The organism is Acidiluteibacter sp. (assembly GCF_055129545.1).
Window position 1 is genome coordinate 98,266 of record NZ_JBSRUB010000006.1, and the last position, 14,697, is coordinate 112,962.

The 14,697-nt window shown below is 35.1% G+C and carries 15 protein-coding genes; 4 read left to right on the forward strand and 11 right to left on the reverse strand.

Translation table 11 applies throughout. The features are described 5' to 3' along the window. Window positions 1-322 precede the first annotated feature (322 nt). Together ACTB0X_RS02405 and ACTB0X_RS02410 are read left to right on the forward strand one after the other, a co-directional pair. On the forward strand, window positions 323-1,366 hold the full coding sequence (locus ACTB0X_RS02405; protein ID WP_463023385.1) for a cupin-like domain-containing protein: 1,044 nt from the start codon (window positions 323-325) through the stop codon (window positions 1,364-1,366). Between the two features lie 13 nt (window positions 1,367-1,379). Then, window positions 1,380-2,435: a cupin-like domain-containing protein gene (locus ACTB0X_RS02410; RefSeq protein WP_463023386.1), complete on the forward strand. Its 1,056-nt coding sequence runs from the start codon at window positions 1,380-1,382 to the stop codon at window positions 2,433-2,435. 7 nt (window positions 2,436-2,442) lie between these two features. On the opposite strand, the gene ACTB0X_RS02415 is transcribed toward ACTB0X_RS02410, so the two are convergent. Next, a complete protein-coding gene (locus ACTB0X_RS02415; protein ID WP_463023387.1) occupies window positions 2,443-4,332 on the reverse strand; it encodes a tetratricopeptide repeat protein in 1,890 nt (629 codons plus the stop codon). Between the two features lie 53 nt (window positions 4,333-4,385). On the opposite strand from ACTB0X_RS02415, the gene ACTB0X_RS02420 reads away from it, so the two are divergent. Together ACTB0X_RS02420 and ACTB0X_RS02425 are read left to right on the forward strand one after the other, a co-directional pair. Continuing rightward, window positions 4,386-5,450, forward strand: coding sequence for a sulfotransferase family protein (locus tag ACTB0X_RS02420; protein ID WP_463023388.1), 1,065 nt, complete (start codon window positions 4,386-4,388; stop codon window positions 5,448-5,450). Continuing rightward, window positions 5,440-6,411 (forward strand): sulfotransferase family protein, encoded by a 972-nt coding sequence (locus ACTB0X_RS02425; protein WP_463023389.1) that lies wholly within the window; start codon window positions 5,440-5,442, stop codon window positions 6,409-6,411. The genes ACTB0X_RS02420 and ACTB0X_RS02425 overlap by 11 nt, the downstream gene beginning before the upstream one ends. Here the strand turns inward: ACTB0X_RS02425 and ACTB0X_RS02430 are convergent. The 10 genes from ACTB0X_RS02430 to ACTB0X_RS02475 all read right to left on the reverse strand — a co-directional run bounded on the left by ACTB0X_RS02430 (window position 6,408) and on the right by ACTB0X_RS02475 (window position 14,694). After that, window positions 6,408-7,148, reverse strand: a complete 741-nt coding sequence (locus ACTB0X_RS02430) for an aspartyl/asparaginyl beta-hydroxylase domain-containing protein (RefSeq protein ID WP_463023390.1) — start codon at window positions 7,146-7,148, stop codon at window positions 6,408-6,410. The genes ACTB0X_RS02425 and ACTB0X_RS02430 overlap by 4 nt on opposite strands. Beyond that, window positions 7,135-8,061 carry a glycosyltransferase gene (locus ACTB0X_RS02435; RefSeq protein ID WP_463023391.1) on the reverse strand — a complete coding sequence of 309 codons (927 nt, stop codon included), beginning with the start codon at window positions 8,059-8,061 and terminating at the stop codon, window positions 7,135-7,137. The genes ACTB0X_RS02430 and ACTB0X_RS02435 overlap by 14 nt, the downstream gene beginning before the upstream one ends. Beyond that, window positions 8,058-8,726 (reverse strand): hypothetical protein, encoded by a 669-nt coding sequence (locus ACTB0X_RS02440; protein WP_463023392.1) that lies wholly within the window; start codon window positions 8,724-8,726, stop codon window positions 8,058-8,060. Before ACTB0X_RS02440 ends, ACTB0X_RS02435 begins: the two co-directional genes overlap by 4 nt. Before the next feature lie 2 nt (window positions 8,727-8,728). Next, window positions 8,729-9,484, reverse strand: a complete 756-nt coding sequence (locus tag ACTB0X_RS02445; protein WP_463023393.1) for an SDR family NAD(P)-dependent oxidoreductase — start codon at window positions 9,482-9,484, stop codon at window positions 8,729-8,731. Further along, window positions 9,460-10,509 carry a ketoacyl-ACP synthase III gene (locus ACTB0X_RS02450; RefSeq protein ID WP_463023394.1) on the reverse strand — a complete coding sequence of 350 codons (1,050 nt, stop codon included), beginning with the start codon at window positions 10,507-10,509 and terminating at the stop codon, window positions 9,460-9,462. The genes ACTB0X_RS02445 and ACTB0X_RS02450 overlap by 25 nt, the downstream gene beginning before the upstream one ends. Continuing rightward, entirely contained in the window at window positions 10,509-10,742 is a 234-nt protein-coding gene (locus tag ACTB0X_RS02455; RefSeq protein WP_463023395.1) for a hypothetical protein, read from the reverse strand. The genes ACTB0X_RS02450 and ACTB0X_RS02455 overlap by 1 nt, the downstream gene beginning before the upstream one ends. A gap of 12 nt (window positions 10,743-10,754) precedes the next feature. Next, the gene (locus ACTB0X_RS02460) at window positions 10,755-11,759 is read right to left on the reverse strand and encodes a 3-oxoacyl-ACP synthase III family protein (protein WP_463023396.1); all 1,005 of its coding nucleotides are present in this window, start codon (window positions 11,757-11,759) and stop codon (window positions 10,755-10,757) included. 178 nt (window positions 11,760-11,937) lie between these two features. Then, entirely contained in the window at window positions 11,938-12,564 is a 627-nt protein-coding gene (locus ACTB0X_RS02465) for a response regulator (RefSeq protein WP_463023397.1), read from the reverse strand. Next, window positions 12,561-14,348, reverse strand: a complete 1,788-nt coding sequence (locus ACTB0X_RS02470) for a tetratricopeptide repeat-containing sensor histidine kinase (protein ID WP_463023398.1) — start codon at window positions 14,346-14,348, stop codon at window positions 12,561-12,563. Before ACTB0X_RS02470 ends, ACTB0X_RS02465 begins: the two co-directional genes overlap by 4 nt. Further along, window positions 14,341-14,694, reverse strand: a complete 354-nt coding sequence (locus ACTB0X_RS02475; RefSeq protein WP_463023399.1) for a hypothetical protein — start codon at window positions 14,692-14,694, stop codon at window positions 14,341-14,343. Before ACTB0X_RS02475 ends, ACTB0X_RS02470 begins: the two co-directional genes overlap by 8 nt. Window positions 14,695-14,697 lie beyond the last annotated feature (3 nt).

The following is a 14,697-nucleotide window of genomic DNA, read 5'->3' on the forward strand; positions in this document are numbered from 1 at the left end:
TGCATTTTCTAGTATTTGAAGTTTTTATTTTGGATTCGAAACAAATTTTTGAGCTCATTTCAAAAAAGTTACCTCAATCATTCATTTTTCTATGGAAGGTTGTTTTAAGAATATCATTCTACTCTGCCTCCTTATTGTTTTCTTCTCCTCACCACATCTATAATGAAGAGGCAAAAGTTAGTTATGGTCGACAGACAAAATGAAACTATTCAGGTTTTTTTATAATGAATACTTTATGGAAGAGAATGTTTCAAATCTAAAAAATAAGTTTCCTATTTTGGAAGTCAAAATATAAGACTAAATTTATTCCTTTAGTAGAATCATGTCACAGTCATTAAAGAAGAGTCAGTTAAGGCAATATGCTTATTATGCATTGCTTGACCATTTTGTAGGAAGGAGTAAAGGGAAATCACTGACCTTAAATAGTCGGAGAAAATACTATGATATTTTACTAGATGATTTAAAAGAGAAAGGAGAACAACAATTAATTCCGATTGATAGGAGGAAAGATTTAAGTGATGCTGAGTTTAGAGAAAACTATTTAAAGAAAGGGATTCCTGTTGTGTTTGAGGGTGCTGCAAAAGAATGGGATTGTGTTAGGAAATGGAGTTTTGATTACTTTAAAGAGTTGCATGGTTCGGATGAAATAGTAATGGCCGATCAATATAAAATAGAGAATGCATACGAGAAATTGACATTGGGCAAGCTCATTGATGAAATTAACCAGGGAAGTGGAAAATATTACCGGTTTTATCCATTGTTGCAAAGGCACCCTGAACATTTATTAGACTTCGACTATGATTGGTTAAGAAGGAAGAAGAATAAGGCTTCTTTTTTGGAAGCGTTCCAAGTATTTATGGGAGGAGATAAAACTGTGACTCCAATGCACAGCGCCAATTTGCCGAATTTATTTACTCAAGTCGTAGGCGAAAAGAAATGGGTGTTGTATCATCCAAATGATACTGCAATTATAGACCCCGATCCTGTAAAAGGTATTTATAGAAGTGCACCATTTAAAAAGGAAGAAGGGCCATTTAACCCTTTTAAACCTGATTATTCATCGCCTTATACTTTATTCAAATACATTTCAGGATATTCCGTGCATTTAAAACCGGGTGATGTGTTGTGGAATCCTCCTTATCACTGGCATGCAGTAGAGAATGTTGGCAAATCTATCGGAGTTGGATACCGATGGTGTGCTCCATTTTATTGTTATAAATTAGCTCCTTTATATGCTTTTTTAGATACTATGGTGATTAATCCACCAATTTGGAAATCGTTAAAATTTGTCCAGAAAGATGCCAATTTGATTCACCTCTTAGAAGGCGGGATGCTGAAAGAATACCTTGCAAAACAAAAAGTCTAAACTCAAAAAATAGATGGATATAAATATCAAAATTAGTCCTGCTCAACTTAGGAAATATGCAAAATTTCAGATCTTAGATCATTTCTTGGGAAGAGAGAAAGCTTATAAATTGACTTTAAATAGTCGACGAATGTTTTATACTGAATTAGAAAAGTCATTAAAGGAACAAGGTCCGGGTAAAATAATTCCTGTGGAGCGACGATCTAATTTGAGTTTAGATGAGTTTCAACGAGAATATGTAGATGGGATGAAACCCGTCATTATAGAAGGTGCCGCTAAAGAATGGAACTGTGTAAAAGAATGGAGCTTAGATTATTTCAAGAATTTACACGGGAAAGATCGAATTGTAATGGCTGATCAGTTAAAAATGGAGAACCCTTATGAGGTAATGACGTTAGCTGATTTAATCGATGGAATACATCAAGGAACCGGAAAGTATTACCGTTTTTATCCATTATTGGAAAGGCATCCTGAACACATTCTAGATTTTGACTATAAATGGTTGAGAGAACGTCGGAATCCAGGAACTGCATTCGAAGCTTTTCAGGTATTTATGGGCGGGGATAATACCATAACACCAATTCATAACGCTAATCAATGTAATTTGTTTACCCAAGTATACGGTGAAAAGAAATGGATGCTGTATCATCCGAAACACACTGCTATAGTAGATCCAAACCCTGTAAGAAATGTATACAGAGATGGGCCAGCTAAAATGGAGTCTGGTCCTTTTGATCCATTTAATCCTGATTTCAGTGGGCCTTATAAACTGTATCAATATATTGATGGCTATAGTGTGCATTTAAAGCCCGGTGATGTATTATGGAACCCACCATTTTACTGGCACTCGGTGAAAAATGTGGGCAACTCGATTGGTGTAGGATATCGATGGCTGCCACCTGCTTATTGTTTTAAGAATTCTAAATTGTATTCTTTCTTAGATGCCTTTGCTACTAATCCGCCCATTTGGAAAGCTTACAAATTGTATAAGCAAGATATCAATCTGATTCATATGGCTGAGCATGGACAGCTAGATGATTTTATTCAGAAGCAAAACAAGAAAAAATAAATCAATTTTAATTTAATAGCGATTTGACTTTATTTATTTTTTGTACAACCATTTTGTTATTCGGGTTTGAAGCTTGGTATTTTTCATACCAAACAAGTGAATTCCGATAATCTTTGAGCACAAAATGAATATTTGCTTGATTTAAAATTAAAGGAAGATCAGTCGGGTATTTGTCTAGTCCTTTTTGATTTATTTCCATCGCTTCAGCGGCTCTATTTGTAAAAACAAGCAGCTGCAACAGTGGTTCATAGGCACTAATATATGATGGTTTTATTCGGATGGCTTCTTTGAAATAGTCAATTGCTTCCGCAGTGTCTTTTTGAGCTAAACTCACCCAGCCTAAATGATAATATGGGTCTGCAAATAGAGCATCAATTGCAATTGCTCTCAAATAGGACTCTGTCGCTTTTTTATAATTGAGTAATGCCCTAAATTGAAGGCTTCCCAATTCAGTTAGAATATATTTGTCTTCAGCAATATTTACGGACTTTTCCAAATGTTGAAGCGCTTTTTTACCCATAGTGATTTTCGCCTGATCGTCAGGTAAGTTGGGGATTTTATTTAAATAGATCTTTCCAATGAGACCCTGAACAGTAGCGCTATTTGGTTCCTTTTTTACATCAGCAGTAAATAAAGTTTCATCATTTTTCCATTCCTTATTTCTTGCCTGAATAGTAAAAAAAGCAATTCCGCAATAAATGAGGAGTGTCATTCCTCCAATAAGCTGTAGATTAATCTTAACCTTTAGTTGTTTAAAGATTTCAGCTAATCCAAATGGAATAAAAATACAAACGCCCAGAGTGGCAACTGTTGCAAATCTTTCGGCAACGATTCCAACCATTGGCACCAGCCAGTTGACAAATGGAAGTAAGCCACCTAACATCACAATAATTCCGAATGATATCGGTGTCCGATCTTTTAATCCTTTTAATGCGATAAATATTAATGCAATCAATAGGACTACAGAGAGAATAACTGTTATTCCATATCCAGTGGTTGGAATCGTATTGTATCCATAATAAGAGACTAACTCACTGGTAAATGCCATTTTTTTAAAATAAAACCATAATGAATGGAAACTAAAACTCATTGGGTCTACCACAATTGATTGGTCATATAGCGGGTTTTCAATACTGGTGTAAAGGCGAGCGGTTTCACCTACTTTGGTTATTTTTCTAAAGACCCGAATTCCAATTGGAATAAGCGCTAATATACCAATAGAGGCAAAAAAAGGTTTTACTTTAAAAGGTGTTTGGAAAAACAATGCGGTAGGGATGATACCGATAAAGATGAGTCCAGTTTTTTTGCTCAAAACTCCCAATGTAAATGCAATTAAAGCCGGGAAGAATAACCACCATTTTCCGTTGGTAGATTTCAACCAAATCCAAGTAGCTGTCAAACAAAATATTAACATTAATAATTCATCCCTACTTTTGATATTATTGACTGCTTCACTGTGTATTGGTAGAGCCAAGAAGAAGATGACGACGACTAAGCTGAGCCCAAATTTAGCAGATGGGAAAAGCGTAATTAAAAGGAGTAAAAATAAACTGCAACCGATGAAATAGAGTAAAACATTTATGGTGTGACTAGCTGCTGAATTAATTCCAAAAAACTCGTTTTCTATGGCAAAGCTTAATGTCGTGATTGGACGATAACCATAATTGTAGGACGCTTGTGCAAATGTATTTTCCGTAAAAATTCCCTTAATGTTTGAAAGCCCGTTTATTGCATTTTTATTGTTGGTGTATGCATAATTATCATCTAAATTGTAATCGTTTTTAATGGTTGATCCATAAAACGCAAAGCAGAGAATAAATAATCCTAGAATGGACCAAAGTAGTTGTGGCCTTTTAATCAGTTGGTTGTCGGTTGATAGTGTTTTTTGGAAATTCATTTTTCTAAATTAGAAAAAGAAATCTTTTCTTTGGAAGAATATTAGCTTGAATTATGATTTATACCTTAGAGGAGCTGCGCGCAATTCCTATTTTTTTTATCGTTGGAAAAGGTCGAAGTGGCACCACATTGTTGAGTACAATATTGGATAGCCATCCCAATGTAGCTTCAGCAACGGAGTCTAGATTTCTGTTGATTATTTGGCAGAAGTATAAAAAAATGAAGCGCTGGAATCCTAAAAATTCAGCGTTATTTATAGCTGATGTAAAAAGAGATATTCTTGTGAATTATATGTGGGAATTCAGCGATGGGTTTAAAGAGAATATTGAGCAATTACCCAACTCTGCCACGATTCAAGATTTAATTAAACTGGTTTATATTTATCGGAAGTCAAATTTTAATAAAGAAAGAATAAAATTCATTGTAGATAAAAACCCTAAATACACCATTTTCGTTGATAAGTTAATCTCAATTTTTCCCGAGGCTAAGTTTTTTAGACTTATTCGAGATCCACGAGACAATGTCACTTCTCAAATAAAATATTCCAAAGCATCAGTCGGAGCGATTGCTAATAAATGGCAGAATTATAATAAAAGTTTAGATGATTTTGGACAAAAATATCCCAATCAATTCATGACCTTAAGGTTTGAGGATTTGATACTAGATAAGGATACTTTCTTCAAGAAGTTTGAAGTATTCTCAGGAATTGATTCGTTGTCAGATTTAGAAAAGGAACGATTGAAAATTAAGGACCAATTTGAGGAGAAGTTTAGTGAACGATTAAAGGCTCAACATCAATCAACTGTTAAGCCTTTAAATCCAAATAAGATTGGCCATTATAAGCAGAAGTTGACAGAAGAACAAATTCGAATGATAGACGCACATAGCTTTCCATATGCAGAACGATGGGATTACAAAAGAGAATTGCCATCAATTAGCTTATCGATTATGGATAAAACTAGGGTTCAATTGAATTACTATGTATTATTATTTGCACATAAAGTGTATTACGGTTTGCCTTTTTCTATACTTCTGGGTTCAAGAAACTTTATCTTGAATAATTTTCAGCCCAATAAGAAGGAAAAACTACATGAGGTAATATCTAAAAATGCAAAGTAATATTCATTTCGTTGTTGGGCTCTGGCGCTCTGGTACCACCATGTTGCGCGAGGTGCTTGATATGAGTCCTGAAATAAAAAGTTTTCCGGAACATTTTGTGTTGTTGAATCACCTTTCGATAGCCTATTCTTTTGATGCAACTCAGAAAACTAAAATGTTGAATTCAATTACTGAGAATAAGGATTTTTTGCATTTTGCGAAACCTGATCTCAAGCGATTAGAGTCTAAGTTTTTGTTGGCCAATAATTTTGAAGAAGCCATAAAATCAACTTACGAAAGCTGCTTAAAAGGTGACGAGAATCCATCAATTCTAATAGATAAAAACCCCATTTACAGTTATTATCTACCTCAGATAATGTCGCTCTTTCCAAACTCTAAATTTATTTGGATGCTACGAGAGCCAAAGGACAATTGTATCTCCCGAGCTAAACACAAAATTCAGCATTTTGAAAATTACAGCTATTTGGCAAGTTGGTGGAATTATACGAATGAATTGATTGCGCAGCAAGCCGCGAAATATCCCGATCGTTTTTTATTGGTGCATTATGACGCCATGTGCGTGAAGCCTGAAGAATACACACAGAAAATTTGCGATTTTTTAGGAGTGTCATTCGATTCAGAAATGCTAAATTTTAGAAAAAATAAGGACGAGAAGATACAGGCCTATTTGTCCTCATTGGAAGCCCGAGACGGGAAGTTAGATCCAGCCTATTTGAAACAAAAGTATGCGATGTGGGAGAATCTACAAAAGCCGATTAATACTTCAAAAACAAAACAATGGGAAAAAGAATTATCCCCTTCTCAGATTTCTGCAGTAGATGAGTTGAGTAAAGGTTATTATGAAAGTTTAATCGGGGGTAAATTTGAAGCTTCTCCACCAAAGTCATTTGTGTGGAGTGCTCTAGTGAGTTTAAGTCTTGGAAAATTAAAGTGGGACATCCGCCGAAATGTAAAATACTAAGGCCAAAATATTCGATTAATTCTCAACGCTGTTCGTGCAGAAAAACGAATGCTACTCCAAAGTAGCTTTTTCATCCATAACGGATAATTCCTTATGGTTGGATTGCTTTGAGTAATGGCCTGCCAAGCCAATCCATTCAGAACTTTACCACAGATCTCAATTTTCTGATTCAGAAATTCAGGTCGAATAACATCAATCAATAGTACCAACCGTTTTTGGTCGGTTAAATTTTGTGCACAGTGAATTTGCGCATCGTTGAATAAGATCACTTTTCCTTCTTCCCAAGCTCTTGTTTCACCATTTACGGTAAATGCACACTCAGGGAGCCCTGAAGGAACAACGATTGGGAAGTGGACTCTTATGATGGCATTGGTATCTCCATTGTGAGGTTTTATATTGCTATTTGGATCCAACTCTGAGATGGAAAAAGAAACAATTCCCGGAATTTGTTTGGCAACTTTCCAAGTGGCACTGAAAGGGGAGTGATTTTTTCTAAAAAAGTATCCCCAAAATAGCAAGCCTTCCGTTTTCCAACTATTGGTTTTACTGAGTAGGCTTTTATTAAAATAGGGTTTTAATTGATTGTTTTGGACAAATGCTAACGTCTCTTTTTTGATAACCTCAAAATTATCTTCCAACAGTTTTGTCCACTCAAAGTCTTGCTTGTTATAGAAGCCTGGTTCATCAAGCAGGTAAGGTTTTAAAGTGTAAGAATACCAAATGTCAGTCTTCCTCATCTGTTCTACTTTTGATAGAAAATTGAGGGTATTGATTCAATAACCTGTTTTGACGATAAATGTATTGGGCAATCACACCTAGTGCTAGAAGTATTAACGAAGCTGAAAACAGGATGGATACTGCGATTGATGTAAATCCAAGCTGTGCTTTAAAAAATAGTTTTTTGACGATGTAAAAGAGGCCAATTGCGAATGATATAAAACTTCCTGCGATTCCAACTTTAGTTAACAACTGTGCTGGGAATGAGGAATAGGTAAACATAATGTTAAAAAACAGACCAAATAAATTCGAAACTTTATAAGTTGACTTTTTTGTGGCTTTATTAAAGTTGATGGGAATGAAAATCGCATTTTTTGTATACCAAGCCAATACTTCATCAATGAATACAAAAGGGGTTTTGTGTTTGCTTAGTTGAGTGTAAATTTCTTTCCGTATCAATCTAAAAGCAGATCCTTCTCCATAACCTTCTGAGAAGTTACGGGTAGAACGTTTGAATTCCTTGCTTATTCGTTTTCGAATGATATTCTTTTCTTGGTTTTTTGGAATGCCAAATGCGACATCGGCTTTTTGCATATTTAAATCATTAATCAATCCTTCTATTGCTTCAACCGGATGCTCAAAATCATCGTCCATGGTCAAAAGTAATTCGCCTTTCGCCTCAATAATCCCTGCCAGAGTTGCGCTGTGTTGCCCAGAGTTTTTATGTAAAGTCAAGCCAATAATATTACTGTATTGTTTTGCTTTTGCCTCAATAATTTGAAAACTAAGGTCAGTGCTGCAATCATCGACTAAAATAAGTTCCCATTTTAGAGTGTTCAGATAGGTGTTGGTCTCCAATTGATCAATAAGCTCCCCAATGCTATTTTCTGCTTGGTAAACAGGAACGACAATACTCAGTGTTTTGTGTTTCATGGGAAGGCTCTCTTTAAAATTCGGTTGTAGATTTCTTGTTGTGATGCCGGGATTAATTCAACTATACTTCTTGCATAAGATTCTTCATCTGCGTCGAAAAAGATATCATTTTCGGTCAGCGGTTCACTTATATTGAAGTCTTCAAATTTTAAGAGTTCTATTTTTTTGCGATATATAGCATAGTCCTCTCTGGTCTGTTCCATCCAAATAACTTGATCATTTTCATGGGTTCTATCTGCTATTTTATAACCCATAAACTCATTGTAGGCAATGGCTTGTTTGTTGGATTTTAATACCTGAGCATAATTTTTTTCAAAAGCATTGATAAAGAAGTTCCAGTCATTTAAAATGATGGAGGCGGTAATTGAAATTTCATAATTTCGATCTTCGTTCCAAACAAAAATACCTCCTTCAGAAGTTTTGTTTATAAAATCAATGTTTTTTCCGTTGATGAGTCCGATAGCAGAGTCATCTTTGTAGATGAGAAAATAATAATGTTTGACCGATCGTATTTCTTTGTACCACTCTAGCTGTTGCTCTCGAGTGATTTGTTGACGGTGAATCATCTTTTTTTTGATGATATCTGTGTTTCTATATTGGCGAATTAACTCCAAATCTTCCCGCTCTACCTCTTTAAGTTCTAAACCGTATTTTCTAATTTTCATGGTTATGTGCCTTGTAATAAAAATCCACCGTCCATTGTTAACGTTATTCCATTGATCCATCGGGCGGCATCTGACAATAAAAAGCAAGTTGCTTGCGCTAAATCCTCTGACTCTCCGGCTCCAAAGGGATATTTAGCGACGTGCTCTTCCATGAATTCTAAGGATCCTTTTTCAATGCCTTTCTCGTACATTTCAGTTTTAACCATAGCTGGAGCAATGCAATTACTTCGGATAAATTTACCCTTTAATTCCAATGCCAATACTTTAGAATAGGTCTCTAGAGCTGCTTTGCTAGCAGTATACATACTGCCGCCAATATAAGGGTGCTTTGCTGAAATGGAAGAAATGAATACAAATGCTCCGTTTTTATTGAGTTTTTTCTTTTTGATTAGCAGGGCACTTAAATTAACTGCTGCAAAAAAGTTGATGTCCCATGTCTTCATCATTTTTTCTTTTTTAGCAAATCGAATGGGCATGGTGTCTAATATTCCGGCAGAATAAACCACTCCATCGATGCTAGGCAATTCAGAAACCCATCTCTCTAATATGGCTTCATCAGCAATGTCACCACAAAAATGGTGGTGATTTTTAGAGATAATTTCAATTTCTCTTCTTGAGTTAGTGAATACTTCAGCACCGGAATCGATTAGTTTTTTTGCGGTAGCATATCCAATGCCACCGGAAGCTCCTGTGATCAGTATTTTTTTGCCATTGAAGTCATAGTTGGCCGCTTCTAAAATTCGATTGGTGTCAAACATAAGATGTCTTTTGTATTGATAATGCAACTGCCCCATGATAACCCAACACCGAATCCACAGAACAACATTTTTTTGTTTTTGCTGCTTTCTGATAATTGATCACAGATGGTTAGTGGAATTGAGGCAGAGCTCGTATTGCCATACTTGGTCAATGAAAATGGAACTTTTTCTACGTCTATTTTTAGTTTCTTTCGAATGGTATCAATGATCAATTTGTTGGCTTGATGAAAAATAAAGTAATCGATTGCCTCCTTAGATTGATTCGAATTTTCTAATAATTGAATGATGTTTTTGGGTGGTTCTTTAACTGAAAAAGAAAATACATCTAGTCCGTTTAATTCTAAATCTTTTGCGGTATGATTGATGCCTGGTCCATAGTTTTTAAGAACAGTCGTCTGATCATTTAATTGATTCTTGGCTCCTCCATCTCGAATAATTATTGAATCATAGCCTTTTCCATCATTTTCTAAATTGAATGGAATTCCTTCCGCTCCTTCTTCAAAGCTAATTGCTGTGGCGGTTGCTGCATCTCCAAATAATGGATATGTGCTTTTGTCTTCATAATTAGTTGAAATTGTTGATACGTCTCCACTAATTAGGAGTCCTTTTTTGAGTTGCCCATTTTGTAAAAACTGCGCAATCACTGAAAGGCCATAAACGTATCCTGAACAGCCCAAACCAATATCGAAAGCCATACATGTAGTTGGTAAACCAAGTCTGTCTTGTAAAATAATCGCTGAGGAAGGAAGGTAGTAATCTCTGGATTGAGTAACCAAGACTAAGATATCGATTTCTTCTTTTTCCCAGCCCAATTCGTGGAGCAACTCATTCGCTGCTTTTTCTCCTAAATCCGTTGTTGTTATCCCAGTTTCCGCATGTCTTTTTTGTTCAATCCCGGTAGTTTTGATCAAAAAATTACGTTCAATTTCAGTCACATATTCGTAGTCTTTGTTGTGTACCGTCTTTTTAGGAACAACACTACTAATGCCATTTACACGAATGTTAGGGATATTAAAAAATGCCATTATGCCACTTTGGATTCGAATAAGTTAAAAAGGTCCTGTAAGGTTTTTGAGTTTCTCAACTCTTCGCCAGTAATACTAATGTCGTATTCTGATTCTGCTAATGCCATTATTAATAATGCGTGCATGCTACTCCAGTACTCACTATCTTCTAGCAATTCATTTTTATCAATTACCACATCGTCTTCAATTTCTAATGTTTCTCTAACATTAGATTCAAAATCATTCCAATTCATTGTCTTTTTTATTTAAGTTTCCCAGATGCATCCATTCCAACTCAATCCTGTGCCAAATGCTGCGATAAAGATCTTCATTCCGGGTCTAATTTTATTTTGTTTTTTTAGGTTATGTATCAAAATGGCGATGGACAAACTCACTGTGTTGCCATAATCTGCTACGTCAATCACTACTTTTTCTTCTGGTAATTTTGCAATTTTTGTCAATGCTTTTACGATAAATTCGTTAGGCTGATGAAGAAGGTATAGATCTATGTCTTCTTTACTTAAATTGTTCTTTTCTAGTATGGAGTTAATCATTTTAGGAATTCTATCCAATGTAAACCGAAAGACTCCGGCACCGTCTTGATAAAATTTCGCAGGAATTTGTTGTTCGCCAAATTCATTGGTGAAAGGAATAAAGGAATCTGAGTTTATTGGATTTCTGTTCTCTCCATCTCGAATAATTATTTTATCCTTTTTGCTCCCGTCATTGCCAAAATAATAACTGTGGAAATTCTGTTCGTCTGATTTTTCTATGATATAAGCAGCAGCTCCATCTCCAAAAATAAATCGGTTGGCTTTATCGTTTTCATCAATTGTTCGAGTCAATGAAGAAACTGCAATCACTAAGACTTTTGTTGCGGCTCCTATTTTTATTAATCCGTCTGCATGTGACAATAGGTAAATAAAACTGCTGCAACCTTGATGCACATCCATGGCCCCCAAGTCGGTTTTTAAGCCTAATTTGTGTTGCATTACACCTGCAGTTATTGGCGTGTAATAATCTCTTTCAGGGGATGTAAATAGTATAAAATCAATCTCTTCTTTTAAATGTGGGTGGGCTTGTAGTAATTTTTCTGCCGCTTTAAGTCCCATGTCAGAAGGAACTTCATCATCACCGATAATGTGGCGATTTATGATGCCTAGTTTTGGCCAAGTTTTACTCTCTCGTTCCTCCGGAAATTTGAGAAAAAAATCTTCGTTAGTAAAGGTTTTGGCTGGAAAGTATAAGGCACTCTCGGCAAATTTGGGCATTGATAGTTTTCTTGCTAAGATATTAAAGTTAATTAAATAAAAATAGCAGTGATAACATGACTTTCATTGAAATAACTAGAGCAAAATATTTTGTTACTGTCTATTGGTTCGCTGAAATGAAATAGTAAGGTATATAAATGGAAATAGATTGAGAAATAAGATATTGTTAATTAGAATGTTATATGTATCCGTTGTCCATGGCAAACTTGACTAATCCCACCGAGTTTTTACAATCAATTTTACTCAATAAATTTCTTCGATGCGTTTCTGCGGTGTGTTTGCTAATAAATAATTTGTCAGCAATTTCTTGTGAATTCAATTCCTGACAAACCAACCTTAAGATATCAATTTCTCTATTGGTCAATTCGGAATAGTTAGGATCTTCTTTTTTACGATAGCTTGCTATTAGTTCTTGTTGAGCTTCATGTGAAAAAAAATCCTTGCCTTGCATTACGGATTCAATCGCATTTGCTACTTCTATGTCGCTAGCCGTTTTTAATAAGTATCCATTGACTTTTGCAGCAATGGCTTCTTGAATTTTAATACTGTTGAGGTGCATGCTTAGGATGACTACTTTAATCCTTGGTCTAAGTTTCAATACCTCTGTTGTAGCGGTTATGCCATCCATCTCCGGCATGTCGATGTCCATCAAAATTAAATCCACCTCAAGTGTTTCGATAGCCTTTAATAAAGCTATAGCCGATTCAAATTTACCCACCACTTCGATGTTTTCTTTTACGGTGAGCATCACAGCTAAACCTTGTCTAAATAATTGATGATCGTCTACAATGGCTATTTTAATCATATGTTCTTTTTTATTTCTACAATAAAAATACTTCCTCTTCCTTTTTCTGTATCAATGTGTAATTCTCCTCCCAATCTTTTCACTCTAGCATTAATATTTTCAAGTCCGATTCCTCCTTTTTTTTGTTTTGAGTCAAAACCGACTCCATTATCTTCAAAAATAAGATTGAAAGTTTCATCACTAAAGTTTGTTTGCAAACTCACCTCAGTGGCTTGAGCATGTTTGATGGTATTGCTGACTAGTTCTTGTACAATTCGATAAAGTTCTATTCCTGCACTTTGTCCTAGCGTTGGTGTTTTAGGATGGAGGTATAAGCTAAATTCTATTCCTTTTGATTGCTCTAATGTTCTAAATAGTTGGTTGATTGCTTCATTTAGTCCATATTTATATACCAAGCCGGTAGAAAGATTATGTGCAATGCTTCTTACTTCATTTACAGCTAGATCTATAATGGCTAAATCGTCTGGAGCTACCTTGTTTTCAGGCTTTCTCAGTGCTAATTTTAACGCGGCTAAGGTTCCTCCTAATCGATCGTGTAAGTCTTGTGCAATTCGTTCTCTTTCCGTTTCTTGTCCTTGAAGAATTGCGGCATATGCATTGGATTCTTGGCTAGAAAGTAATTCATCCAATCGTGAATCTTTGATTTGAAGTTCCAACCCATCCAGTCTCGTTTTTTGTTTGAAATTTCTATAAATGTATAAGATGACTAACGCCAAAATAAACATTCCGGCTATGGCTAACAATAGCAATTGATTCTGAGCTTTGTTTTCTAGCGCCAATTTCTTAGCTTTCTCAATGGACAATTGCAGTGAAGCTTCTTTTTTTTCAACTTCATACTTGGTTTGAAATTCATCAATGTTTGAGTTGGTTTTTGAAATAATCAATGAGTCAACCAATATCCTATATTGTTGAAGTGTACGTAAAGCTTCATTGTTTCTAGCCTTTTTTAAGTGGTATTTAAGTAAAGAATATTTGTTCTCAGATTTTAGTTCGAAAGTGGCAGATAAATGGCTTAAACTATCTGCTTCTTCTAGCATTATTCGTGCTTTATCTAGTTTGTTCTGTGCTAAGTAAACTTCACCAAGATGATTTTTGCACCAAGCTAAACCTGAATTTCTGCCTACTCGTTGATTGTAATAAATTCCTTTGAGTAGAAAGTTTTCAGCATTTGATAGTTCCTCTTTAGCGAGATAGAGTAAGCCTAAATTAGAATATATTATACCTCTCATGTATTGACTATCGCCACTGCTGTCATTTGCTAATGCATCAATTGCTTTATTATAATAGTTTATGGATGAGTCTGGTTGATTGAGTGTATTGTATAAAGCTCCTAATGTGTTATATGGAGATGCTACCTTAATTTCAGGTAAGCTAGAAGTATGGACTAGCTGAATACTCTGGTTTAAATATTTTATAGCTTCCTTATATGCTCCAGAATAATAATTTATCGTTCCTAAAATAATGATTGCATCATGAATTTTAAGGGTGTCTTTTAATTTTTCTGCAAAATCTAAAAATTTTAGATTGTTTTGAATAGCAGTATTAAAATTGCCTTCGTAAAAAGCAATTTTCGTTTCTAAATTCCAAAATGCACAACTTACAGTATCTGGAGTTTTATTTGAGATAAACTCTACAATTGATCCATTCATAACTTTAGCAGTCTGTAGTTGACTGTCTATTAGTTTTGTCGCTTGTTGGTTGACTCCATAGATACTATCCCAGTTAGTAGAATGGGCTAAAAGATAAAGTGAAAAAAAAATAAAAAAAGATAAAGCTTTATTCATCTCCTGCGCCAAGTTTAACATCTCCTAAAACTGGGACGTGTTCTATAACAGTATCATTGTCTACATCATAAACTACAACCATTCCATCGTTTACTAAATCATTGGATACTAAAGACATTTCCCCACTAAAACTAAATGCCTCAGATTCTGACTGAGCCTTAACTACTGCAATTGAGAATTTATTGACACTGGCATTATCTCCAGTTGCCAAATTCTTTATGGTTTTTGGAAGGTTAGTGTCGGAGATTTCTAAAGATGCAGTTCTCTTGTACTTATAGTCTGTTCCACTATAATGAGCTATTATAGTATTTCCTGGAGTTTGTTGAGTAATTGTTAATGCCGACATAAA

What these genes read in the sequence shown, in the direction of transcription:
- ACTB0X_RS02450 (WP_463023394.1), bottom strand. Translation starts at nt 10,509, where the DNA reads ATGGCATTTTTTAATATCCCTAACATTCGTGTAAATGGCATTAGTAGT.
- ACTB0X_RS02425 (WP_463023389.1), top strand. Translation starts at nt 5,440, where the DNA reads ATGCAAAGTAATATTCATTTCGTTGTTGGGCTCTGGCGCTCTGGTACC.
- ACTB0X_RS02475 (WP_463023399.1), bottom strand. Translation starts at nt 14,694, where the DNA reads ATGTCGGCATTAACAATTACTCAACAAACTCCAGGAAATACTATAATA.
- ACTB0X_RS02410 (WP_463023386.1), top strand. Translation starts at nt 1,380, where the DNA reads ATGGATATAAATATCAAAATTAGTCCTGCTCAACTTAGGAAATATGCA.
- ACTB0X_RS02440 (WP_463023392.1), bottom strand. Translation starts at nt 8,726, where the DNA reads ATGAAAATTAGAAAATACGGTTTAGAACTTAAAGAGGTAGAGCGGGAA.
- ACTB0X_RS02435 (WP_463023391.1), bottom strand. Translation starts at nt 8,061, where the DNA reads ATGAAACACAAAACACTGAGTATTGTCGTTCCTGTTTACCAAGCAGAA.
- ACTB0X_RS02460 (WP_463023396.1), bottom strand. Translation starts at nt 11,759, where the DNA reads ATGCCCAAATTTGCCGAGAGTGCCTTATACTTTCCAGCCAAAACCTTT.
- ACTB0X_RS02405 (WP_463023385.1), top strand. Translation starts at nt 323, where the DNA reads ATGTCACAGTCATTAAAGAAGAGTCAGTTAAGGCAATATGCTTATTAT.
- ACTB0X_RS02445 (WP_463023393.1), bottom strand. Translation starts at nt 9,484, where the DNA reads ATGTTTGACACCAATCGAATTTTAGAAGCGGCCAACTATGACTTCAAT.
- ACTB0X_RS02415 (WP_463023387.1), bottom strand. Translation starts at nt 4,332, where the DNA reads ATGAATTTCCAAAAAACACTATCAACCGACAACCAACTGATTAAAAGG.
- ACTB0X_RS02455 (WP_463023395.1), bottom strand. Translation starts at nt 10,742, where the DNA reads ATGAATTGGAATGATTTTGAATCTAATGTTAGAGAAACATTAGAAATT.
- ACTB0X_RS02465 (WP_463023397.1), bottom strand. Translation starts at nt 12,564, where the DNA reads ATGATTAAAATAGCCATTGTAGACGATCATCAATTATTTAGACAAGGT.
- ACTB0X_RS02430 (WP_463023390.1), bottom strand. Translation starts at nt 7,148, where the DNA reads ATGAGGAAGACTGACATTTGGTATTCTTACACTTTAAAACCTTACCTG.
- ACTB0X_RS02470 (WP_463023398.1), bottom strand. Translation starts at nt 14,348, where the DNA reads ATGAATAAAGCTTTATCTTTTTTTATTTTTTTTTCACTTTATCTTTTA.
- ACTB0X_RS02420 (WP_463023388.1), top strand. Translation starts at nt 4,386, where the DNA reads ATGATTTATACCTTAGAGGAGCTGCGCGCAATTCCTATTTTTTTTATC.